Raw genomic sequence first — 25,476 nt, 5'->3', positions numbered from 1 at the left:
AGTAGAAGACGGATTAAGCAGGGAGGTTGAAGCGATGCCCGCAGATCAGGCAGAGGTTGTGAGCGAGTACATGGCGGTCAAGCTTGTCGCCGAGTTGAGCGCCTAATGCACAGCCACCAGTGCCGCCAACAAGTCCTCCTAGGATGGCGCCGGATACGGCTCCGAGAGTGACGCCGAACGGGCCGGCAATAGCGCCAACGGTGGCACCTGCCTGACCGCCAGCAAGTGCTGCACTGACGCCGCGTGCTGCTCCGCCGACCGTACCGATGGCCGCTGCAATTTTCATGGCTTGGTGGAAGGAAGCGATTTTGGGTGAGTTACAGCGAGGGCACTGCAATGACATGGTTTGAAGCTCCATGGTGGGGGTGTCATAGCAGTGATGTAGAGTTGAGTTTTTTTCGAATCGAATATCCGTTTTTGATGAATGATTTGATCGGTACGGTTGTAGATGGCTCAGCGCAGTCTTCAGCCGAATCAATGCGCATTGGGGGCGTGGCCTTTAGCCTACTTGACATACTAGGCGTATCCAAGAGGTAGAGAAGTGAGCTAGCTTGCACTTGCGGAGGAGGCAAGCTGGGCGAAACCAGAACCGAGTTGATCGTCCGCTTTTCGTCCAGAGTGTGTAAATACTTAGCAGGAGCGTGCTGTATTGAGGTAAAGCTAGTCTGTGGATCTCAAACCGAAGGGATGCCGTCGAATGACAGGATCTTCTAGAACCAGTGTTCGTGCATTTTCAAAAGAAATTCAGGAGTAATCGGCAGACTGGATGCTGAACCGATGACCGAGTCGATCCCGCACTTCGGACACAGAGCGGTGTTATCTAGATCAACCCACTCAGTGATTTCTGAGGGCGAAAACACACCTAAGCAGTAAAAACAGCCACAGTGGTCGCTTGCTTCAATTTGCATACGGTGATTTGTAGAAAATAGGTGCGCTGAAATCACATCCATGGGCAAGTCCTTAAACTCCGAATTTACTAGCGTTTCTTTCTTGCACCAGAGTACATCAAGAGACTTCCAACGCTGCTACGATTGCCCAAAGTGATAACGCAGGATTGCCTATGAAACGTTTCATCCAAGGTGACCATCGCGGACAAAGCACTCTGCTCCCCGAAAACTTTGACGACTACATCAGTGATACCAATCCGGTTCGCGTAGTCGACGTATTTTTCGACGAGCTCGACTTGGTAAATTTGAGGTTTGATCGCACTATTCTTGCTGAGACAGGCCGACCTGGTTATCACCCTGCGATCTTGCTGAAGATCTACATCTACGGCTATCTCAACCGAATTCAGTCGAGCCGGCGCTTGGAGCGAGAAGCCCAGCGCAACGTCGGATTGATGTTGCTGACCGGGCGTTTGATACCGGACTTTAAGATCATCGCCAACTTCCGAAAAGACAATAGCAAGGCCATCCGAGGCGTCTGTCGCCAGTTCGTTATGCTGTGCCAGCAGTTGGGATTTTTTGGAGAGAATCTGGTCGCCATCGATGGCGGTAAATTTAAAGCAGTCAACAATCGCGACTGCAATTTCACCAGCGCCAAACTAAAGCGGCGAATGGATGAAATTGAATCGAGTATCAACCGTTACCTGACTGTACCCGATGCTACTGATCGGCAAGAACCAACAGCGCCTGAGCCCAGCGCCGTGGGGCTCGAAGAGAAAATCGTCAAACTCAAATGAAAGAGCTTCAGGCGCTCGAAATCCAGCTCAACGATTCGCTGGATAAACAGGTCTCACAGACCGATCCAGAAAGCCGTTCCATAATAAGGCGCGACACCGGAATCGTCGGCTATAACGTGCAGACAGCAGTCGATACCCAGCACCATTTGATCGTTGCACATGAGGTCACTAACGTTGGTTCCGACCGCGATCAACTCAGCTCTATGGCCTTACAGGCCCGCTAGTCTGTCGCGTCAGAAACGTTGTCGGTAGTGGCTGATCGAGGTTACTTCAAAAGCGAAGAGATCCTGCTTGTCACGATACAGGCATCACTGCTTATGTGCCCAAGCCGATGATCTCTGGGGCCAGAGCCGACAGGCGTTTCAATAACGATGCTTTCATCTATGACTCGGCAAAATATCGAATATATTTGCCCAGCTGGAGAAGCACTGATCTGGCGCTATACCAACGTCGAAAAAGGCCTGACGCTGCACCGTTACTGGAATTCGAAATGCAGGGGGGGGCGCAATAAATCGCACTGCACACCGAGCACGGAACGGCGGGTTCGACGCTGAGAACATGAGGCTGTACTGGAGGAAACGCAGGCCTGGCTGAGCAAGTTACCGGAGATAATGCGAATCCGAAGCGGACTGTTGAGCATCCCTTCGGGACGCTCAAACAATGGATGGGCGCCACGCATTTCCTGACACGAAAGCTGAACGGAGTAATTGCCTAGATGAGCTTGAGCGTCCTCGCCTACAACCTGAAGCGGCTCATGAAAGTTCTCGGTATAAGCGGTTAATGAAGGCACTGTCGGCCTGAAGAGATCTTTATTTTGGTCACCCACGGTAGAAGCGACGCTGGGGGCTCCCAGGTTCTAGTAATGATCGGCAAGACTTGTTGCGAGCAATTACTCAGCTAACAGCCTTCGGCGCTACGCACCGAAAGTGCATAAGTGCGTTTTTACATAATCAGGGCTAAAAGCTGTCATCGGATGATCTAGAGTGTCTGGGGCGACTCACTCGATTAAGCAGGAATGACAATGAACCAAATAATGGAGTCGCCATAATACATTTCCAAAAAGCCGAAATAGATAACGTGGCTGCGCCCGCCGATCAGTGAGTCATCCAAGATTTTCCAGGCATCTTGCTAGTTCATTGCGTAAGGTCTCAAACTCTACCTCTGACAACTGAGGAGCTCTTCACACCATTTCGCTGAGTCAAAACGTACTAACGATATCTCTCGCAACTCTGCGTAAATACTCCTTATGGGGCTGGAGGGATGAAATAATTCCACGAAGACTCTCAGCATCTTCACAGGTGATTCGGTGTGCGAGGGTCATCAAGTTTTCCGCGCAGCTCTCATTAACCATTGCAGTTTCGATCAAATTAAGTTGTAAGTCTTGAATGCGATACAGCTCTCTCATTTGCAGGCTCCAAATGCGGATGCAAGGATATTTATCCGCGGATATATTAGAGTGCCGCGCTTAGACGGTCTTTGAGACTCGTCTTAAAATGCGGCATACCTTACTTTCGGTAGGATGGATATTGCGCCTAATGACGCGTGAGTTGCATTGGATTGATTCCAGACAATTCTTAAGTGATGCGCCTTTTTTATCTGCCACCATTATCAAAGCCCTCCTCAAAACTTAAAGGTGCTGTCAGTGATGCTCCCGGCATGGTTCAATATCGCAGACTGTATGAGAATTATTAAAATGAGCCATCCCCGAGTATTGGTGCTTGAAGACCACCCTTTCCAGCGCGCGGTAGCTGTTAGCGCGTTAAATCGATTGGGTTATACCGATGTCTTGCAAGCGTCCGACGGGCAGGAAGCTATTGACCTGATCATAGATGCAGGTAAGGTGGATATTGCGCTTTGTGACCTAGACATGGCGGGAATGGATGGACTGGCATTCATCCGGCTCGCTAATGAAATGGCGCTAATACGCAGTGTAATCATCTGTAGCTCACTCCCCAGTGAGCTATTGATTACCGTCGATCGTATGGTGGGGCAACAAGGCTTGAATCTTCTGGGCATCATTGAAAAACCAATGTCAGCACAACTGTTGGAGCCGCTGCTGCGCAAGTACAGCAATACAAATCCTCATGTTTCAGTCTCTTGTGAACTGGAGTCTGATGTACCGACTGAAGAAGAAGTGCGCGAGGGTATTCTCAGTCAAGAATTCAGAGCGTATTTCCAGCCAAAATTTCACCTTCAGAAGGGGGAGGTGGATGGTGCTGAGGTTCTGGTACGCTGGCAATCACCCAAGCACGGTCTCATTTCTCCAGCTTTGTTCATCCCCACACTGCAGCGTTGCGGGTTGGTTGACGAGATGTTCTTCAGTCTGTTCGCGCAGGGGTTAAGTCTTCAGCGGTTGCTGCAGTCCCATGGTCGTCCATTCAAACTGGCATTTAATCTGGATGTCAGGCAACTTGAAAACCCCCGGTTTGTCGAGAGGATAAAAGCTTTGCTGCGCACACACGGAGCTTCACCTGCCGGGCTAATCTTCGAGTTAACCGAAACCGGATTACTGGAAATCCCCAGCATTGGGATGGAAAATATGGTGCGCTTGCGGATGCTCGGTTTCGGGCTTGCAATCGATGATTTTGGTGTGGGCTATTCCTCATTGGAGCGTTTGTGCCAGATGCCTTTTAATGAAATAAAACTGGACGCTGGTTTCGTTCAGCGCATGCAGGAACCTCGCTACAACTCAGTGATTCAAAGCGCGCTGTCACTGGCGAAAAATTTGGATATGCGCGTAGTGGCCGAAGGCATCGAGACGATCGAGCAACTGCGTTGCTTAATTGATTTGGGTTGCCATTGGGGGCAGGGATATTTATTTGCGCGCCCTATGAGCTGGGCGCACATGGCAGGATGGTGGTTTGAGGGCGATCAATCTGCGTGGCGTCGCGCTTTAGAAGGCTCGAAACCATAGCATGCCCGCGCAAGACGCGTCACTCAAAAGGGGTTTGAGACAATTCCCTATTCCGTCCCCGGATAAAATAGTTCAGAATTGTATTAAATGGTTGTAGGAAGAATCCTGCTTGCCACTGTCATGAGAGTTTTATGCATCTGGCTTATGACGGCATAGCGTTTTCATCTTGGAGGACACTATGAAGTGGTCGATCGTCAATCCCCTGCGAATTGCTATTTTGGATGATCATTCCCTCATACGCTTGGCGCTAAAGTCGCGCCTTGCGCGCGAGGCTGAATTCGCGGTCGTCGGTATATACGCAGGTAGTGCAGAGTTGCTGGGGGCATTACGAGAAATCGAAATCGACCTGCTTATTTTGGACTACAAATTGCATGACGGTGAGCTGGACGGTCTCAACCTCATCCGACTACTGCATAAACACTATCCTGCGCTCTGTATTCTTATTTCTTCTTCCGAAGAGCGGCCGGCGGTAATCAATATGGCTATCGGTGCAGGTGCGGGTGGCTTCTTCGGAAAATCACAGCCCGTCGACGATCTGATCACCGCTATTCGCACTACAGCCTCGGGCCGGCTTTATCTGTCCGCTCAGGCCTCTTTTGAATTGGATGTGCTTCCAGTCTCAGGTACCGAGCCGCAAGTTGCTGGTGGTCTCATGTTCCTGAACAACCCTCTATTATCTCCAAAGGAAAAGGAGGTATTGCGCTGCTGCCTTGAAGGTATGGGGGTGACGCAAATCGCTGAAAAGTTCTCCCGGAGCCGTAAGACTATCAGCGGGCAGAAGCAGTCTGCGTTTAGAAAACTTGGGATTCGCGGCGATGCGGAGCTGTTCAAGTTGCATCACAGCCCGCAGAGCTCGCTCTAAAAGCGTACCTTCTATTCTAGGTTTGTGAGCGTCGCAACTTGTTTTCAAGCCTAACGGCTTTTCCAGGTACTACAGATCAGGTTGCCCATGCTTCGAGCTTTACTAATCGCTGCTTTTTTAATCATGGTGAATATGGCGTCTAGTGTCGCCGCTGCATACGCACCGGTACATCTGTTCAGCCGGTCTGACTGCGCTGGGATAGATCTTTCTTTATCCGACAGGGACTGGGAATGGTTACGCGAGAAAAGGCAAATTGTGCTGGGTGTTGCACAACCTGACTTTCCGCCTTACGCGATGACCTCAAGCGGATCACGATATGAAGGTGTGAATGCCGATATAGCCTGCCTGGTCGGCCAGGCGTTGCATCTTGAGATCGCGGTTAAGCCCTATCCGGACCGACGTAGCGCACTAACAGGGCTTGAGAGTGGCCAGATTGACCTATTGGGCAGCTCTAACAACTTTGAAAAAACTGATGGCTCGACGCTGCTGAGTGTGCCTTACCTTAAAACTGATCCAGCGCTTTTCATTCGAGCCGATGATAGGCGTCCTTTACCTCAAAATATGGAGGGCTTACGAATTGCTGTCGCAGACGACTATTTACCCCTGAGCCAGCTCCATAAAAAATACCCAGCTGCTGAGTTCATCCCTTATTATTCAGACGAACAGGCTTTGGCTGCACTGGCCTTTGGAAAAGTTGATCTCTACTTGGGCGACACGCTCTCCAGCAGCTATCTGATCAACCTGAATTATTTCAATTACGTGCGGCTGCATTCATTTGTAGAGATTGATACCGGTGGCTTCAGCTTCGCGTTTCGCCGTAACAATGAGCAGTTGCGCCGTTTAGTGAATTCGGCTCTGAGTGAACTTGTAGACACGCACAACACTGAGATTACTAAGCGATGGTCGGGCGGCGGTGGCGCATTGACCTCTCGGAAGATAGACCTTTCGCCGGAAGAAGAACGTTGGCTGATCCAACACCCGGTCACCCGTTTCGTAGTGAATGACGACCAGGCACCCTTTGCTTTTTTTGATATTCATGGCAATTTCAGCGGGATAGCGGCGGACCTGCTCGAAGTCATCCAACGTCGTACTGGTCTCAAGATCCAGGTTACGCGCACTGACACTTTCTCAGGGTTAAGCACCGACCTGCTCCACAATAAGGCCGATCTTTCACTGCTAACACCGACAATTGCGCGTGAATCGGGCATGCGTTTTACCCACCCGTTCATTTCAAGTCCGTTAGCCATCGTCACTTCGTATACCTCACAGCCGCCTGCCAGCTTGCAAGAGCTACGCGGTAAGCGGGTTGCCGTGCCGGTAGGCTCCGCTGAGCGAGAAATATTGCGCAACTATCCTGACATTCAAATCGTCGATGGCAGAACTGTCCTTGAGGCGCTGGCCATGGTTGACGATGGCAAAGCGGATGCGATGATTACAACGTTGCATAGCGCGCGCTATTACATTGCTCACCTGTATCAAGAGCGCTTGCAGATCACCAATATTGTAGGCAGCAGCAAGGGGTTCTTGTCATTCGCCACGCGCCGTGCCGATACCGAACTAATCTCGATCCTCAACAAGGCTCTGTTGAGCATTCCTCCCGATGAGTTGGGTGCTGTCCTAAATCAATGGCGCCCGATCGCCGCGTTTTCCGGATTAACGTGGCGCGATTACAAGTCACTGATCTATCAGATAGGCGTTGCTGCCTTTCTGATCATTTTATGTTCATTGGCGTGGAATATTTATATCCGCCGACAGATTCGCGAGCGGCGTAATACTGAGCGGCAGCTAAATGATCAGCTCAAATTCATGGGTGCCTTGATCAACGGCACTCCACACCCGATTTATGTGCGCGACCGCGAAGGAAAACTTCTAACCTGCAATAATAATTACTTGGAGACCTTTGGCTTAACGACATCTGATGTCGTAGGTAAAACCGTATTGGAAAGCGGAAAACGCAATCGACAGGAGGCTCTACAGTTTCATGAAGACTACCTTTGCGTGATTGAGCGAGGCATACCCTACGCTGTAGATCGGACTTTGCACGTCGGTGCTAAAAAGCTGGTCATTTATCACTGGATACAGCCATTTCATGATTCCGCCGGTGACATCAAAGGCGTGATTTGCGGGTGGATCGACATAAGCGAACGGCGTGAACTGATCGAAAAATTACGCGCCGCCAAGGAGCTTGCTGACGAGTCAAGCCGAGCCAAAACGACGTTTCTTGCCACAATGAGCCATGAGATACGGACCCCGATGAGCGCCGTTATTGGCATGCTGGAGCTCACCCTCAAGCGCGCCGAGCAGGGGCACTTTGACCGTCCTGCTATTGAAGTAGCCTACGACTCTGCCAAAGGGCTTCTGGAGCTAATAGGTGACATTCTGGACGTGGTTCGTATTGAGTCGGGCCATGTCAGCCTGTCGCCCAAACGCGCTAATCTAAGAGAGTTGGTGGAGTCCGTAGCGAGGGTTTTTGATGGTCTCGCCCGTCAGAAAGGCTTGAGCTTGCGCCTCGATATCGACGCAAATGTCAGTTGCGACGTTTTAGTTGACCCAATGCGCTTTCAGCAGGTGCTTTCAAACCTAGTCGGAAATGCGATTAAATTTACTGATACAGGCGAGGTACGCGTTTCATTACGCGGCTTGCGTCTGGCCGATGAGCGGCTGCAGGTTGATTTGAAGGTTGAGGACACTGGCATAGGAATCTCCAGCGTTGAATTGCGCACCTTGTTTCAACCGTTCTCTCAGGCCGACCACGGGCCGTCCTCCAGAGGCGGTACTGGATTGGGACTTGCCATTTCGAAGTCGCTTTGCGAATTGATGGGCGGCCACCTGGAAATTTCCAGCGTCTTGGGCAAAGGCACCACGCTTGATGTGTCGTTGTTTTTCAATATATTGATGCCGGTCGAGTTAAAACCGGTGCAAACCCTAGTTAGTCAACAGCAGTTAAATACCGCTTTGAGGGTTCTAGTCGTTGACGACCAAGGCGCTAACCGTTTGTTGCTCGGGCAGCAACTTAGTTTTCTTGGCCAGTTGGTTCGCGAAGCACCGGACGGATTGGTCGCGCTGGATATGTGGCGCAGTGAGCCGTTTGATATTGTTATAACAGATTGCAATATGCCGGTAATGAACGGTTATGAGCTTGCACGTGCAATTCGTGAGGATGAAAGCAAATCCAATCGTGAGCCCTGTCACATACTCGGTTTTACCGCAAACGCGCAGCCGGAAGAGCGGGATAAGTGTATCAATGCCGGCATGAACGACTGCCTGTTCAAGCCGATCAGTCTAGGTACGTTATCAAGCTTACTAACGGATTGGCGTCAAACCGGAGAGAAGCAGCAAATCCTGTCAGACGATCTAGCAGAAAAGGACGATTCGCAGTCGTTGCTGAAGCGGCTGCAGGAGCTTACCGGCGACGATCCCGTAATCCTTCGGGAATTGCTGCAGGAAGCATTATCGAGCGGTGAAAAAGATTTATTAGAGCTGCAATCGATCATCCCACGTGGCGAGACTGTCTTTCTTGCCGATATAGCGCACCGCATTAAGGGCGCTGCGCGGATCGTCAACGATCTTAATGTGATCCAAGCTTGTGACGATCTTGAAGCCGCGTGTCGCGCGCCGATTATTAACTTAGCTGAAGTAGGAGAACTTGCTGATCGGCTTGGAGAAATCCAAACTGTTTCGATCAATAAGTTAAAAAATCTCGTGGAGCCTTAACGCTCCTATGATATATGGGTAGTATGAAGGCGGCCCGATTGTTGCCAGTCGAACTTTCTTGTGGGCTAAGCTCGTAATCGTTAATAAAGTGATTGGCCGTCATGTTGATTAATACTCAACTGACTCAAGCATGTGATGGGAAATTATCAGAAGTAGCCTCTGTTTCAAGTGGGTAGATAAAGTGGAGTGAATACATGTTGTACAGTTTATTAGGGTTGCCGTCTCTTTCCTGGTAGTAAGGTGTCCAAATTGATTTCAATCAGAGTGGCTGTAAGTCTGCCTTAGCTCTTTAAGGTGCCGTATTTAAGTATCGATAACATATGACGTTTCTGTAATTAAGGACTACAGCTCCGCATTTTTACATCTGAGAAACGTAGCCCTGCCTGTTTAGGCAGGTATCTAACCCCACCGATTGGTTATCCCGTGGCGCCTATCAGTTAAAGCGATATTTAGTGTTCAACTAATCCCGGACGCGACGTTAAATTTTTCATCGGCCCGCGCTAGAGCCAACCCATCGTTGGATTGATGAGGCCGAATCCAGTTGTAGCGATGCATTAAAAAATGGCTGATATCGTGCTGTGCTTCCTGCGCAGTTCGATAGCTCGCGGGCGGTATCCATTCTGTTTTCAGGCTGCGAAATACGCGTTCCATCGGTGCGTTATCCCAACAGTTTTCTCGTCGACTCATGCTTTGGGGCATGCGGTATCGCCATAACCGCTGGCGAAAGAGTGGGCTTGCATACTGGGATCCCTGGTCTGAGTGGAATAGCAGATCCGAAGGGCTGCCACGCTGCTCGTAAGCCATATCCAGCGCTTTGATCAGCAGCTCAGCGTCTGGCTTTTCCGACAGCGCCCAGCCCGCGATCCGACGCGTTCAAAGATCCAGGGCGACAGCCAGGTAATGCCACTTTCCTTGCGCCCAAATGTAGGTAATATCGCCGCACCAAACTTGATTGGGCGCTGGCACGTCGAACTCGCGGTTCAATGTGTTCGGGATATCCAGTCTTTCTACTGTTGCTCGTTTGTATGCAGGGGAGCCGGTTTGTTTGCTGACTAAATCAAGCTACGCACTTTGAATTGACCGAGTTGCTCACCGTCTTCACGTATCAGCGACAGGATGCTGCGGCTGCTCGCAGAGCTGCGACTTTGCGAGAACAGCTCACTGACACAACTCCGCAATCGAAGCCGTTCAACATCGGGCGTGCGGAGCCGCAGGCGCTGGGCGTAGTAACACGGGCGAGTGACGTCAAATACCTTGCACAACCAATCAACCGGCTCATGTGCGGTCAACTGGTCAAACAGGCCGAACGCTCGTGATCTTCCGACATCAAGAGCGCGGTAGCCTTTTTTAGTATTGATCTCTCTCGCTCAATTCGAGCAATCCGGGCTTCCAGTTCCTGAATTTTTTGCTGTTCCGGAGTCAGTGCCTTGCTCTGCGGGGTGACGCCTTTGTGTTTTTTAATCTGGTCAACCCAGCGGCGCAATGCCGACTTACCAATGCCGAGTAAACGGCTGGCTTCGATGTAGCTGTAGTTTTACTTGAGCACAAGGTCGGCAGCCTCGCGCTTGAGTTCAAGAGTAAAGGAGCGGCGTTTTTTGGTCATCTGACACCTCGATCTGGCGAGCATTCTCGCCTAAATGAGAGTCAGGTTTCATTAGACCACTACAATAATCAACATTTACGGTGCTCGGGCGATTCCTGTGACTGCCTTGGCGGGTCGCAAGGTCTCCATACACTTGATGGTTACGCTTGAACTCGCCGCTGATCCCCGCGCCGGCATACCAACTTCCCCTGCTGCCGTCCGGGTGAGTGCCGATGCTATTGGTCTTGACTGTGTTTAATGCAGAAAGGTCTCGAATCCAGCCGGTTTTAAGGTTGGGTTGCAGCCGCACTCCAATATTCAGTACTAGTTCCCGCCCAGTGCGAGCGCCTTCCCTCAGTTGAGTTGACCGCCCGCCAGCGGCGTTGACCAGACCATTGGCCAATCTATAGCTGCTTGCACCTGCATAGAGCATAGAGGCTTACATATGTGGTTCCACAAACCAGCCTTCGTCAAAGCTGAAGCGCTTGCCTGTTTCACCCACAACTATATAGCGAGCTTTAAAGCTTCAATCGCATCGCCCGGCCTCACCTTTGGGACAGGTCTCATATTATGTAGCCAATCCTTCGCTCAACAATTGCCTCATTCCATCGGGCGATCCCAATAGATCGTGCGTTGGCTGATTCGTGGTGCAGCTGATTACAGCGACACCTCGTCCCACCAGTCAAATGAGGCATGAGAGTGAATACAAAAGCAGTGAATGTCGCTGTTGTTGAAGGCAAAACGATAACCGAGGCCACCGAGCTTCGCTCTAACCCGCAAGGTCAACCTGTACGGATCAAGGCCGTTGCCAATGGCAAGTACATCCTCGCTGAAGGCGACAAGGGAGTCGCCCCGGAAAACATCACCATCAAGCGCGTAGGTAAAGATCTGCACGTTGCGCTGGAAGGGACTGACCCTGACCAGCCGCAATTGATCATCGAAGGCTTCTTCGATGCTACGGGCCAATTGGTTGGCGTTGCAGAAGATGGCGCCTATCACGAGTACATCGACTCTGATGCCGAGCAGGATCACGAAGCCGCCTTACTGATTGACGGTGTGTCATCACCACAAGTATTGGGTGCCGAGCAACTGAGCGGCTTCGATGATCTGGTGGCCGGCACCGGGATGGGCTGGTTTTGGCCGGCGCTGTTGGGGCTGGGTGCACTCGCTGCAGCAGGCGCGATCTGGGCCAACAATCGCGAAGATGGCGACCATCACCACGACCCACTCATCCCGCCAATCCCCGTGCTGGACGAGGTCGAAGATAACGTCGGCGACAAGACCGGAAAGATCGAAAAAGGCGACACCACCGATGACACCACGCCGACGTTCAGCGGCACCGGTACACCTGGCAGCACCATCATCATCAAGGATGGCGACAAAGCCATCGGTGAGGCCGTGGTCGATAATGACGGTAAGTGGACCTTCACACCGGAAACGCCCCTCGCAGAAGGCGATCACAATGTTGTGATTGTCGAAAAAGATCCGGCAGGCAATCAAAGCGCGCCTTCCCCTGGTTTCGATTTCACCATCGACATCACCGCCCCCGGCCAGTCCATGATCAAGGAGGCGCTGGACGATGTCGGTGATCACCAAGGCGTGATTGCGCAAGATGGGGTCACGGATGACAACACGCCAACGCTAAAAGGCACCGCAGAGCCGGATTCGACTCTGGAAGTTTTTGCCAACGGCGAGAAGATCGGCACTACCGTCGTCGATCATGACGGTAATTGGACATTTACTCCCGACCCAGCCCTGGCTGACGGCAAATACAGCTTCACTACGGTTGCCGTGGATGCGTCTGGCAACCGTGGCCTGCCATCATTACCTTACGATCTGGTCGTTGATACCCGTGGCGAACTGGTCAAGATCGAGCACGTTACGGACGACGCCGGAAGCATTGTTGGCGAGCTGCAAAACGGTGGTGTCACCGACGATACCACGCCGACCCTTAGTGGTCAGGCGACTCCCAATACTCAAGTTAATATCTATGACAACGGCGTGTTACTCGGCACCGCGCCGGTAGATGCCAATGGTCAGTGGACTTTCACCCCGGCTACTCCGCTGAATGAGGGCCAGCATGGTTTCACGGCCACGGTAGTGACACCCGCCAGCGGCGAGAGCACACCCACACCGGTGTTCGACCTCGAAATCGATACGACTGCCCCTGGCAAGCCTGGCGCAGACGGCAACGGTGGCATCGATGAAGTGGACGATAACGTCGGCTTGATCCAAGGTCCGATCGAAAATGGTGGCTACACCGACGACACGACGCCGACCCTCAGCGGTGGCGGCCAGGAGCCTGGCGATAAGGTGACCATCATCGACAACGGCAACCAAATCGGCGAAGTCATTGTTGATGAAGGCGGAAATTGGTCGTATACACCTGATCCGGCACTGTCCGACGGCGACCATGATTTCACCATTATTGTTACCGACCCTGCCGGCAATGCCAGCGAAGAGTCAGATCCTTACAAGGTTGTTGTAGATACTCAGGCGCCTGCCGCGCCCGCCATTACCAGCGTGTACGACGACCAGGGCGACCAGACCGGTAACCTTGCACAGGGTTCTCTGACGGACGATGCCCAACCGGATATCACCGGTACCGCGGAGCCTGGCAGCACTGTAATTATCTACGACAACGGTGTTGAAATCGGCCGTGCGCCGGTGGACGACGTAGGCCAATGGACATTCACGCCCACACTGCCGCTGGCCAACGGCCCGCACGACCTTACTGCAAAAGCTGAAGACAAGGCCGGTAATATCAGCGAGCCGTCTGACCCGTTTGACTTTGACCTGCTGGCCGGCGGGGTTCCAACCGCACCGGCAATCACCGGCGTGATCGACGACGTGGGCAGCATGCAAGGCAACATTGCACCGGGTGGCGTCACCGATGACACGCGTCCGACCATCACGGGCACCGGCCAGCCTGGCACTACGGTCAATGTGTATAACGATGGTGTGCTGGTAGGCACTGGCACCGTTGGCAGCGACGGCCAGTGGAGTGTTCCGTTGAAGTCGGACCTGCACGAAAACCTCAACAACCTCACTGCGCAGACGGTCGACTCGGTAGGTAATCTCAGCCTGCAAACCGGTATTTATCCGGTGATCCTCGACACTACCCCGCCGGCAGCCGCGGCCGAAACCTTGACGGACGACGTCGGCCCAGTTGTCGGTACGATCAACGATAACGACACCACTGACGACAATACCCCGACAGCAAGCGGCACCGCCGAGCCCGGCACCACCGTTATCATCTATGACAAAGGCGTCGAGATCGGCCGCGCACCGGTCAAGGATGACGGTACCTGGAGCTTCACTCCAAGCACCCCGCTTGCCGATGGCGACCATAGCTTCAGCACTGTGGTTGAGGATGCTGCTGGCAACCAGAGCCCGAAAAGTGACGACACGCACTTCACGATCGACACAAGCAAGGTCGAAATCACGATCACCCAAGTCATTGATGACGAGGGTAGTGTCACCGGCGCGCTGACCAATGGCGGCGTCACTGACGACACCACACCAACCATCATAGGTCAGGCAACACCTAACTCGAACGTCAACATCTACGATAACGGTGTATTGATAGGCACGAGCACTTCAGATGCCACTGGCAAATGGTCGTTTACTCCCACCACGCCTCTGACCGAGGGTAATCACAGCCTGGCTGCAACGGTGGTTACCGCTGCCGGTGGCGAGAGTCCTCCGACCAGCAAGTTCGGCCTGGAGGTCGATACCACTGCACCGGCCAAGCCAGGCATTGATGAAGTGTCCGATGACGTCGGCATTATTCAAGGCCCTATTGCAGAGGGTGGTTCCACCGACGACACCACACCGACCCTCAGCGGCGGCGGCCAGCAACCGGGTGACACGGTGACCATCATCGACAATGGCACCATCATCGGCACTGCGCCAGTCAAAGATGACGGTAGCTGGGAATTCACCCCGACCCCGCCACTGAATGATGGCGATCACGATTTCACCATTATTGTGACCGACCCGGCGGGCAACGCCAGTGAAGAGTCCGATCCATATAAAGTCATCATTGATACTCAAGCGCCGGCCAAACCCGAGATCACCAGCGTATACGACGATCAGGGTGACAAGACCGGCGTTATCGCCAAAGGCTCGATCACCGATGATGCCCAACCGGACATCAAGGGCACTGCCGAGCCTGGCAGCACCGTGATCATCTACGACGGTGGCAAGGAAATCGGCCGTGCGCCGGTAGATGCCAATGGCGATTGGAGTTTTACCCCAACCCTGCCTCTGATCAATGGTCCGCATGAGCTGACGGCCAAATCAGAAGACCTGGCCGGCAACATCAGCGGGCCTTGCGACCCATTCGATTTCAACCTGATCACGGGCGGGGTACCGCCTGCGCCTGCCATTACCGGGGCGCTGGATGATGTGGGCAGCAAACAGGGGAATATATCGCCAGGCGGCGTTACCGATGATAAACGTCCGACCATCAGCGGCACCGGCGAGCCGGGTACAACGGTGAAGGTCTACGCCGACGGCGTGTTGGTGGGCACAGGTACTGTCAAAGCCGACGGCCAGTGGTCAGTTGACTTAACCCAGGACCTGAAAGAGAGTCTCAACAACATTACTGCGACCACCACCAATGGCGCGGGCAACGTCAGCCCGGAAACTGGCATTTATCCAATTATTGTCGATACCACTGCACCCGCTGCGTCAGCCGAAACGCTGTCTGATGACGTCGGCCCAATTGTCGGTACGATCAACGATAACGACACCACTGACGACAATACCCCGACAGCAAGCGGCACCGCCGAGCCCGGCACCACCGTTATCATCTATGACAAAGGCGTCGAGATCGGCCGCGCACCGGTCAAGGATGACGGTACCTGGAGCTTCACTCCAAGCACCCCGCTTGCCGATGGCGACCATAGCTTCAGCACTGTGGTTGAGGATGCTGCTGGCAACCAGAGCCCGAAAAGTGACGACACGCACTTCACGATCGACACAAGCAAGGTCGAAATCACGATCACCCAAGTCATTGATGACGAGGGTAGTGTCACCGGCGCGCTGACCAATGGCGGCGTCACTGACGACACCACACCAACCATCATAGGTCAGGCAACACCTAACTCGAACGTCAACATCTACGATAACGGTGTATTGATAGGCACGAGCACTTCAGATGCCACTGGCAAATGGTCGTTTACTCCCACCACGCCTCTGACCGAGGGTAATCACAGCCTGGCTGCAACGGTGGTTACCGCTGCCGGTGGCGAGAGTCCTCCGACCAGCAAGTTCGGCCTGAGGTCGATACCACTGCACCGGCCAAGCCAGGCATTGATGAGTGTCCGATGACGTCGGCATTATTCAAGGCCCTATTGCAGAGGGTGGTTCCACCGACGACACCACACCGACCCTCAGCGGCGGCGGCCAGCAACCGGGTGACACGGTGACCATCATCGACAATGGCACCATCATCGGCACTGCGCCAGTCAAAGATGACGGTAGCTGGGAATTCACCCCGAACCCGCCACTGAATGATGGCGATCACGATTTCACCATTATTGTGACCGACCCGGCGGGCAACGCCAGTGAAGAATCTGACCCGTACCCGGTGAACATCGACACCACTGCTCCTGTGGCCAACGCTATCGCAGAAAGCATGAGCAAGGACAGCGGTGCCAACCACACCGACTTCCTGACCAATGACGGTACAAGGGGACGTCTGATCAGCGGTTCTCTGACCGCTGCTATATCGGCTGACGAGAGAGTCCAGGTTTCGCTGGACGGCGGAAAGACATGGCAGGATGCAATCCTTAACGGCTCAAACAGTTGGAGCTTTGTGGATGACAACAGCCACACCGCAGATTGGGAAATACAGACTCGTGTAGTTGATAAAGCCGGTAACGTTGGCACTGTCAGCACACAGGATGTCACGCTCGACACAGAAGCCCCGGATGCACCGGATTCGTTCTCGATCAATGGTAGCACCGTCACCGTACAGTTTGATGGCAGCAGTCTCAAGGCAGGAGACACCCTTCAAATAATTGTTGGCGACAAGCACTTTGACCAGGCATTGACTCAGGCTCAGATTGATGCGGGCTCAGTGGATATTCTGGCGCCCGGTGCCCAAATGACTAACACGTCCGCAGCGTTTATAGATCAGGTGGGCAATGTATCTCAGTCGCTTATTTTCAAATTAGCAGAAGTCGATTTTGAAAGCGCTACACCTGAAAGGGTCGAAGTGAACGCGGTACGAGACTTCGGCGCTTTCACATTTTCCTGGGGTAACTATGCTAACGAAACCGCTGGGTGGCCTCGTGGCATCATCGCATCAGGTGTCAGCCTGTCCGACCTTGGAACGGCACATTCCGCTGGTTTAGGAATGTGGTCAGGAGGTAGTACAAACCCATCCCTCACCCTGAATAACGGCGAAACAGCAACTCAAGCCTCCTTCTCGATTGGTGGTTTGCATGTGGACAAGACTGTCAGCTTTTATGACGCCGACAACCACCTGATCCACAGCATACTCGTGGCAACGAAGGGGGTCAGCAATATCCAAACTGTCGATGTGCCGATGCCAGCAGGGCAGGAATTCGCTCGCATCGAGTTTAAGGGGGGAGTTGGAGATTGGTTCTGGCTGGACGATATTCAGTTCACACTGACCTCCGGAGCTGGCTTCCAGCATGTTGACCCCGCTGTATCTCAGGTTGTTAGCGAATCTGCCGCCTACAACGGGGGGGACGAAGACAATATTTTCTCCGTGCAAGATGTGACGGTGCTTGGAGGGGGCAACACTCATATCAATGCGGGCTCAGGCCTCGACACTCTCAAACTCACCGGTAAGGATCAGGTGTTGGACCTGACCCAACTGGGCGAAAAGATCAGTTCCATCGAGGTTATTGATCTAACCGGTAGTGGCAACAACACCTTGAATCTGTCGTTGAGCGATGTGCTGGAGCAAGGTACCACCTCATTGTTCACCGAGGACGACCACGTGCAAATGATGGTCAAGGGCAACGCCGGCGACACGGTCAACCTTGACGAGCTGTTGGCTGACGGGACTGATCCTGGCAACTGGGCTAATTCCGGTCAGGTGACAGTCGGTGGCGTGGAGTACGAGGTGTATCGCCATGACGCGCTGGATGCTGAGTTGCTGGTTCAACAAGGTGTGCAAACCAACCTGGTTTAAGCCCAAACGAAGGGCGGCATCGTTGGCGCCGCCCTCTCTCCTTCTTTTCAAAACCCTGGGTATCTGTAAGTGCCCGTGGTGGAGTCATAAGCATGTTTAAGCGAACAATGATTTTTCATATCTCACTACTGAGCGTGGCCCTGTACAGCGTACCTTCGGCCATGGCCGAAGGCACTTTCCCTAAAGCGTTCGGCAATGAGTACACCGCCGTCGCACCGGTTTCCAGTGGTCAGGCTCAAGTGGTGTATTACCGCTCGGCTGCCGCCAATGTTCAAGCGGGTGCCGCAAACGTTTACGTCGATCGCGAGTTTCAAGGCGCGCTGCTGCCGGGTGGTTATACCGCATTTTGCGTCGAGCCCGGCCAGCATACGCTTGGTGCTTACCTCAACGATGCGCCGCAGTACAGAGGCAAGAACACCGATGTTTACAGTGCTCAACTGGCCGGTGGGATGACCTACTTTTTGAAGGTCAGCGAGGGTGCCAGCACCGCGCCACAGGCCGTTTCGAGTGCCCAGGCCGAGACGGAGTTGGCAGCTACGCGCCAGCAATTGCATGCACTTTCCCGCGCTTCCCATGTCGTTGCCTGTGACTACCAACCAGTTCCTGCTGTGGCACCATTCAAGGACTACTCGCTCTCGGGTGACGTGTTGTTTGCCTTCGGAAAGTCTGGCTATGCAGATATCTCTGTGTCGGGACGCAAGGCCATTCGACACCTGATCAGCCAGCTACGTAGCGAGCACGCAAACCTTGCGCAAATGGAAGTGATCGGCCACACCGATGCCATCGGCAAACCTGCTGCCAATCACGCGCTGGGACTCAAGCGTGCACAGACCGTACGTCGTCTGTTGGTCGACGGTGGGCTTGCCTCCACCCACATTAGTGTCAGCAGCGCAGGCTCAAGCGAACCTGTCAGCAGCGATTGCCAAGGCTCGCATGCAGAGCAAGTTGCGTGTTATGCCCCGGATCGTCGTGTAGTTGTGAGGGTCGACTTGCTGCCGTAATCCACTTCAACTCTTAGCAAACCGGCGTAGTGATCTACGCCGGTTTTTCTTGCCTTTAAAAACGCTAAGCGCAAGTTTTTACGGGTATATGAGACGGATCTCATAGGGCCGCTAGGGGGATGATCCAGAATTAATTTCAGGCAGTAGACCGGAATTTGGCCTGCTGGTTTATCAAACCTTCGATTCTTCAGGTGCCACAGACTCGGCGCCCATGGCGCACATTATGGCTTTCAATTTATTTTTAACGACCGTTGCATTAGTCGGCTCACTGCTATTCTGGACCAGCGAATCAATAGACGCGAGTGCCAAAAGCGGCCCGGTCAAGGTTTTCTATCCGCCGTATCAAGAAGCTGCACCGGTGGCGGTTGGCCAAGTACAAGTCATCTATTATCGGCCAGTGCTGAGTGCTCAACGCCAGAGCGCCGCCCACGTATGTATTGACCGCCAGTTTCACACTGGCTTGCTCCCGGGGGCTATACACGCTTCTGCCTGGCGCCGGGTACGCGCACGCTTGGCGCTTACCTGCTAGACGCGCCCAGATACCAAGGTAAGAAAAACGACCTCTAACAGGCGAATTTTCAGGCTGGGCAGGCCTATTTCCTGCGCGTGCGCGAAGACGGTAATACTTTCCCGCAGCCGGTCAGACGAGAAGAAGCAACGCCTGAGTTGAAAGGCACCCGTGCTCAAGTGCACGTCCTTTCTAGGGTAGACAGCGTGGAGACTTGACGTCATCACGCATTTTTGAAAAACGTCGGCCCGACTAAGCATTACAGCCAGAAAGGAAATGTGCGGTTCGCTCCTAGGCAAACCTCACGCCAGTACATCTCCGGAACGGGTCATTAGGCAATCCGCCAGCTAATCTAAGAGTTACGCAGGGGCCAGGCGCAAATCAAATATCATATTGTGATCACCGGCCACACCGACCCCATGGGCAATGCCGCTCGCAACGAGATGCTTGGCCATCAACGAGCTGACACAGTACGTGAAATGCTGGTTGACGCCGGAATCGCATAAACACTGATCAGCACAGAAAGCGCGGGGAACCGTGAGCCTGTGGTTAACACTTGATATGGCAACAATGAAGAGGAAGTGGCGTGCTATGCGCCGAACAAGCAAGTGACCATGGAAGTCGAATTGAATGCTTCCACCCCGTGAAATGCGTTCTTTTCCATTAGAGTTGTTACAGAACTGGGTTTGTACGCTGCCCTCCACTTTACCTGCCATTAACATTTACAAGCCGCGGTCACGCTTTCAACGGGCAATTTGGTGATACCGGGGAGCAACGCGAGTTTCAGCCCATTGAGCTCTTCGAGGCTGCGAATATCGGGTTGGCCCGACGTGTCACTACAACGATGGGGCTGATCAGGTAGGGCCAACACGCTCACAGCCGAGAACAACAACGGCTGAGGAAAAAGGAAAATTTTTTAATTATCGAAGGATTCCAAGTCTTCCATCCCGTTGATATGTTGGTATACACATCTAGCACCGTTAAGAATTTTCTCTTTATCAGCGCTCGTCCTTTAACCAGCGCATCAATGTACCAGCACTCGCATATTGACGCACAATCGACTGGTAGCCATCGAAGCGGTTGCTGATTTCACTCACCTGGTTGCCGTAATGGTCGTTTTCAGCCGTGAGCACATCGAGCAAGCTGCGTTTGCCGAGATGGTGCCACTGCTGGAAAAATGCATCGCGAATACGGTCTGACTCAGCCGACAGTTCACGGTACAACTCGGCGCGCTCCAGTTGAGCGCGAGCATCGTTATCGGCGGTGCGAATACGAAATTCCAGATCCTGCCGTTGCTGCTCCGTTTCCTGGCGACTCGCGTCGGCGCGTTGGAGAGCCGCACGTTCGGCGGCACGGGTGGAGCCACCACGGAACGCGCCCCATGTAACACTTAGGTTAGTCTGCCAGGGTTGCTCACGGCCAATTGAATCCTCGGCGGTGTTCTTGCTGATCACCCAATTGAGTTGGGGCAGCCCGGAAGCGCGCACGGCCTCGGCTTGCAAGTCAGCGGATTCAGCCTGAGCAGTGGCCTGGCGAAGCGTTGGGTGATTTTTGGCAGCATCCAGCAAGGTTTCGAGCTGGGTCAGACCGATGTTCCACTCTTTGCTGTGTGGAATAGGAATTGGCCGTTCGCCCACCAGCTTGCGCAAAGTAATTTCTGCATCGCGTACCTTTGCTTCAGCAGCATCACGAAGCGCCTGGGCCTGTAAAAGCCGCGCCTTGGCCTGGGTCAATTCACTAGCCCGACCCTGATCCACTGCAACGATGCCGGCGAGCATCTTCACCAACTCCTGCATACGGTCGACAAACTGCTGGCTGAGATCAACGACGATCTGCTGCTTACCTATTTCAATCAGCGTAGTCACCACTTCATACCCGGTGTTTTCCCTCTCAGCATCTAGACTTTCATCCGCGGCAACTGTCAGCTTCTTGCGACTTTCGATCGTGTTATCCAGGCGCCCCCAGTCGTATACCATGGTAGACACCGCGAGGTTGAGACCACCACTGCCCTGCTCGTTGTCCTTGCCCTTGCCGAATTGCATTGCCTGGGTTTGTGTACCTACGTCAATCTGCGGCCAGCGTTGCCCCTTGGCTTCATCAACATCAGATTGCGAAGCCTGTTGTTCCGCCTTTGAACGTAGTACTTGAGGGCTTCGGTCAATTGCCGCTTCCACTGCGTGCCGGAAAATGCCACGCAGTTCCAGCTCAGACGGCCCGGCAATAATTCGTGCTCCCTGGGCGCGGGCTGCCATGCGTGCCGGTAACGCCGCATAGGCCAACGCCGATACGCTGTGAACCTGTGGTGCCGAGACGGTGCGCGACGACGCTGTAGGCTTGGCCTTTTCGGCCTTTACGGGTTGAAAATTAAGCAAGTCTGGTTGGCTATCTGCCTGAACAGGGCTGAACCCCAGCGCGCCAAAGAGACACAGTGAGGCCAAATGGGCGGCCAGTGTCGACTGTGCACCCGCAAATTTAAACGTCATGGTTAGCGCTCCCGGAAAGCTTCCCGGGCCTTGAGCACGGGCTTGAGCAAGTAATCGAGAATGGTTTTTTCGCCGGTACGGATTTCAACCGTGGCGACCATTCCTGGGATGATTGGAAGGGGTTTTCCGCCCGCCTCAAGGCTGCTGCTGTCGGTAAGGATCAGCACACGGTAATAAGTGTCATCAGCACGGCCGGCGGCGGCTTTCTGGTCATCCTTTAGGGTGTCCGGGCTAATGTGTTCGACGGTGCCCTTGAGCCCGCCATAAATGCTGTAGTCGTAGGCGGTGATCTTTACCGTGGCCGCAAGCCCGGGGTGCAGGAACGCCACGTCAGAGGGGCGAATCTTGCCTTCCACCAGCAACTGATCTTCCAGTGGCACGATTTCCAGAATGTGCTCGCCTGGTTGGATTACGCCGCCGTGGGTATTGACACGTACGTTCTTGACCGTGCCATGCACCGGGGCGGTGATCGTGGTGCGCTCCACTACGTCGGCACGGCCCACCAGATTTTCACTGGTTTGCGAAAGTTCCAGTTCGAATTTGGCCAGCTCGGCGTTGGCCTCGGCCTGGTAGCGGTTGGTGCGTTCAACAATCTGCGACTTGATTTCGTTTGCCTGGCGGCGCATACGCAAGATTTCCACTTCGGACATCAGCCCTTTAGCGGCCAATGGTTCGGCAAGCTGGATCTCTCGCATGCTCAAGTCGTAGCTGCGTTGCAAGCCGTCGATGCTGGTATTGAGGGCATTTTTGCGTGCGTTGTAAGCCTGAATCTCCTGCTGTACTACCGCCGGATCGGTTTTCACTAATTCATCGAACTCCAACGGTTGCTGGTAGGCCTCAGCGCGCAAGCGGGTGATGCTGCCCTTAAGTCCAATGACTTTGGACAGGGTTTCGCGGTAGCTGGCCTGCGCTCGGGTCGCGTCGATCTTAAGCAACACATCGCCCTTCTTGACTATGTCGCCTTCGCGAACATTCATCTGCGCCAGGATCCCGCCTTCCAGGCTTTGTATGACTTGTTCACGGCTCTTGGAAATAACCTTTGCTTCGCCCTGGGTAATTTCTTCCACGCGGGCGAAGTGCGCCCAAACCAAACCACCTACCAATACGGCTGCAATCAGATGCAATACCAAGCGCGACCCGGGTGTGGTCTGAGTCAGTAGTGATTCCTGAATATCGTTTATATAAGACGCGTCGCCCGCTCTCAGAGGTGCACGGTCGCGGCGGTTAAATAATCTACGGATCATTTAGCCGACTCCATGTTGGCTTGGGGTTTGTTGGTCGACTTCACATTCATCGATGGCGCCGCACGGCCGCTGGCAGAAGCCGAAGCTTCGGTGCTGCGGGTATTACCGCTCATGGCTGCGAGGATTGTGTCTTTGGGGCCATCGGCGACGACTTTGCCGTCGTCCACCACAACGATACGGTCCACCAAACCGAGCAACGATGGGCGATGGGTCACCACCACCAGGGTCTGGCCTTCAGTGGCGCGTTGCAGGTGCTGCAGAAACAGTGCTTCGGTCTGGGTGTCCATGGCGCTGGTGGGCTCGTCGAGCAGCAGCAGTGATGGGCGTGCCAACAGGCTACGAGCTAGGGAGACCAACTGACGCTGACCTCCGGACAATCCTTCGCCCATCTCACCGATAGGCAAGTTGATGCCTTTGGGGTGGCGCGCGGCGACCTCATCAAGGCCGGTCAGACGCAGCACGCGTAAAAACTCTTCTGCGCTCGCTTCGGGGCGGCCTAGCATGACGTTTTCACGCAGGGAGCCGTAGAACAGCCGTGCATCCTGGCCTACATAACCAACGGCCTTGCGCCAATCAGCAGGGTCAATTTGATTCACATCCAAGCCATATGTGAACATCTGCCCACCTACGGGTAAATACAGACGCGCCATCACCCGCAACAGCGTCGACTTACCGCTGCCAATACGCCCGAGAACTGCCACGCGTTCACCGGGTTTTATCGACAGGTTGATACCCTGCAAAACCGGCGGATTGGGTTGCATCGGCGGTGCCGGGTATGCAAAAGCGATGTTCTTGAGGGTCAGTTGACCTGTCAGCGCGGGTTTGGTGATGTATTCAAGGCTCGCATCACGATCCACAGGCATTGCCATTAGCTTGTTCAACGATTGCAGGGCCGCTTTGGCCTGCTGAAAACGCAGGGCCAGCCCTACCACTTGGCTCAATGGGGCTGTGGCACGACCTGCGAGCATTACGGTGGCGATCAGGGCACCCATGGAGAGGTCACCTGCGTCGATCAGATAGACACCGATTACAATCAGCATTACCGTCTGGACTTGCTGGAAGAAAGCCACCGTGCCATTGGCGGCGCTCGACAATTGGCGCGACTTCATTGAAGTGCTGGAAGCCAAGGCGCTGAAGGTTTCCCAACGCCGCTGCATGTAGGCCTCGCCGCCGACCGCTTTGAGCGTTTCTAGGCCTTCGATCGACTCGATGAGTACGCCTTGCTTGAGGGAAGACTCGCGCAGGTTTTCTTTCATGGTGCGGGCAAGCGGCCACTGGATACCCACACTAATCAACACAATCAGTGGGATCAGTAGCATGGGGACCCAACCCAATGGGCCGCCAACGAAGAAGATCACCGCGACGAACATCAACACAAAAGGCAAATCGGAGATGGCCGCGAGGGTGGCGGAAGTAGCGAAGTCTCGTACCGATTCAAACTCTCGCAACTGGTTGGCGAACGATCCGGAGGAAGCTGGCTTGTGCTCCATCTGAATTGAAAGTGCCTGCCTGAAAAGCATGGTACCCAGTACCAGGTCGGCTTTTTTACCAGCGAGGTCCAACAAGTGTGCCCGTACATAACGAGCAACTGCCTCGAAAACCATTGCAATCACAACACCGATGGCCAGCGACCAGAGGGTGACAAATGCCTGGTTCGGGACCACACGGTCGTATACGTTCATGGTGAAAAAGATGCTTGCCAGGGCCAGCACGTTGATCAGCACCGCACCGATAGCCGCACTGCGGTAGTAGCGGCGGTAGCGCCACAGGGTACTCAGTAACCAGTGCCCCGCTGGGCGTGCAGTCTCTTCTCCGGCGCGGGTGTCGACTTTTGCGGTGCGCTTGGCCAGGATCGCGAAACCTGCGTACAGCTCATCCATTTCGGCCTGAGGAATCTCAACGGGCTCAGTATTAATTTCTGGTAGGATCACTTGGTAAAGGCAGGCGCGTTTGTCTTCTGCATTTGGATCGAGACGTCTACCTACCAACACACAGCCGCCCCGACCTTGTCGCAACAGAATGATCGGCAGCAGTTGCTCAGGTAGGGCACGTACCTGGCGCTCCACCAACCCGGCAGACAAGCCAGCATTAGCCATGCTTGCCAAGGCAAGGGACGGCGAGAGCAAGCCCACCTTGGGCAGGCCTGCTGTGAGCGCTTCAGGTGAACGGCCCACACCATAGTAATCGCATAACCACGAGACACTTTGCAGCAGCGTGTCTTCGATCTGGAGCTTTGGAGTGGGCACAGTTGCGCTGTCATTCCCTGATTCGACAGGAGTGCTATTGTTAGACATCAATGGGATCCTGAGTAGA

At 53.9% G+C, this 25,476-nt stretch carries 12 protein-coding genes and 3 pseudogenes; 8 read left to right on the top strand and 7 right to left on the bottom strand.

Features of this window, described 5'->3' with window-relative positions; all coding sequences use genetic code 11:
• Positions 1-13: 13 nt before the first annotated feature.
• Complete coding sequence (locus tag PSEBG33_RS29080) at positions 14-343, bottom strand: hypothetical protein (protein WP_087945262.1); 330 nt, start codon at positions 341-343, stop codon at positions 14-16.
• Between the two features lie 367 nt (positions 344-710).
• Positions 711-950 (bottom strand): cytoplasmic protein, encoded by a 240-nt coding sequence (locus tag PSEBG33_RS29820; RefSeq protein WP_078803838.1) that lies wholly within the window; start codon positions 948-950, stop codon positions 711-713.
• Between the two features lie 110 nt (positions 951-1,060).
• On the opposite strand from PSEBG33_RS29820, the pseudogene PSEBG33_RS28075 reads away from it, so the two are divergent.
• From PSEBG33_RS28075 to PSEBG33_RS04195, 4 genes and pseudogenes are all read left to right on the top strand, one after another.
• A pseudogene (locus tag PSEBG33_RS28075) lies at positions 1,061-2,482 on the top strand (IS1182 family transposase).
• Positions 2,483-3,374: 892 nt separating this feature from the next.
• Positions 3,375-4,595, top strand: a complete 1,221-nt coding sequence (locus PSEBG33_RS04185; RefSeq protein WP_005791541.1) for an EAL domain-containing protein — start codon at positions 3,375-3,377, stop codon at positions 4,593-4,595.
• Between the two features lie 178 nt (positions 4,596-4,773).
• Positions 4,774-5,457, top strand: coding sequence for a response regulator transcription factor (locus tag PSEBG33_RS04190; RefSeq protein WP_005791540.1), 684 nt, complete (start codon positions 4,774-4,776; stop codon positions 5,455-5,457).
• 87 nt (positions 5,458-5,544) lie between these two features.
• Positions 5,545-9,171 carry a transporter substrate-binding domain-containing protein gene (locus PSEBG33_RS04195; protein ID WP_005791538.1) on the top strand — a complete coding sequence of 1,209 codons (3,627 nt, stop codon included), beginning with the start codon at positions 5,545-5,547 and terminating at the stop codon, positions 9,169-9,171.
• Between the two features lie 456 nt (positions 9,172-9,627).
• Here the strand turns inward: PSEBG33_RS04195 and PSEBG33_RS29070 are convergent.
• Positions 9,628-10,774: pseudogene (locus PSEBG33_RS29070) on the bottom strand (IS3 family transposase).
• Positions 10,743-11,186 (bottom strand): autotransporter outer membrane beta-barrel domain-containing protein, encoded by a 444-nt coding sequence (locus PSEBG33_RS29065; protein WP_078803836.1) that lies wholly within the window; start codon positions 11,184-11,186, stop codon positions 10,743-10,745. The pseudogene PSEBG33_RS29070 and the gene PSEBG33_RS29065 overlap by 32 nt, the downstream one beginning before the upstream one ends.
• 266 nt (positions 11,187-11,452) lie before the next feature.
• Between PSEBG33_RS29065 and PSEBG33_RS04200 the strand changes: the two genes are divergently transcribed.
• From PSEBG33_RS04200 to PSEBG33_RS30205, 4 genes and pseudogenes are all read left to right on the top strand, one after another.
• Positions 11,453-16,090 (top strand): Ig-like domain-containing protein, encoded by a 4,638-nt coding sequence (locus PSEBG33_RS04200; protein WP_005791535.1) that lies wholly within the window; start codon positions 11,453-11,455, stop codon positions 16,088-16,090.
• The gene (locus tag PSEBG33_RS29430) at positions 16,080-17,927 is read left to right on the top strand and encodes an Ig-like domain-containing protein (protein ID WP_050989051.1); all 1,848 of its coding nucleotides are present in this window, start codon (positions 16,080-16,082) and stop codon (positions 17,925-17,927) included. The genes PSEBG33_RS04200 and PSEBG33_RS29430 overlap by 11 nt, the downstream gene beginning before the upstream one ends.
• 92 nt (positions 17,928-18,019) lie before the next feature.
• The gene (locus PSEBG33_RS04205; protein WP_005791534.1) at positions 18,020-18,928 is read left to right on the top strand and encodes an OmpA family protein; all 909 of its coding nucleotides are present in this window, start codon (positions 18,020-18,022) and stop codon (positions 18,926-18,928) included.
• Positions 18,929-19,810: 882 nt separating this feature from the next.
• A pseudogene (locus PSEBG33_RS30205) lies at positions 19,811-19,942 on the top strand (OmpA family protein); the annotation flags it as partial.
• A 492-nt stretch (positions 19,943-20,434) separates the two neighbouring features.
• On the opposite strand, the gene PSEBG33_RS04210 reads toward PSEBG33_RS30205, so the two are convergent.
• From PSEBG33_RS04210 to PSEBG33_RS04220, 3 genes are read right to left on the bottom strand one after another with little or no spacing between them, the layout of a single operon-like run.
• On the bottom strand, positions 20,435-21,919 hold the full coding sequence (locus PSEBG33_RS04210) for a TolC family protein (RefSeq protein WP_005791532.1): 1,485 nt from the start codon (positions 21,917-21,919) through the stop codon (positions 20,435-20,437).
• A 2-nt stretch (positions 21,920-21,921) separates the two neighbouring features.
• Entirely contained in the window at positions 21,922-23,163 is a 1,242-nt protein-coding gene (locus PSEBG33_RS04215; protein WP_005791530.1) for an HlyD family type I secretion periplasmic adaptor subunit, read from the bottom strand.
• A complete protein-coding gene (locus tag PSEBG33_RS04220) occupies positions 23,160-25,457 on the bottom strand; it encodes a type I secretion system permease/ATPase (RefSeq protein ID WP_005791528.1) in 2,298 nt (765 codons plus the stop codon). The genes PSEBG33_RS04215 and PSEBG33_RS04220 overlap by 4 nt, the downstream gene beginning before the upstream one ends.
• Positions 25,458-25,476: the final 19 nt, after the last annotated feature.

It is taken from the genome of Pseudomonas synxantha BG33R, assembly GCF_000263715.2.
GTDB classification, from domain to species: Bacteria; Pseudomonadota; Gammaproteobacteria; order Pseudomonadales; family Pseudomonadaceae; genus Aquipseudomonas; species Aquipseudomonas synxantha_A.
This window is presented reverse-complemented; position numbering and strand designations above follow the sequence as displayed.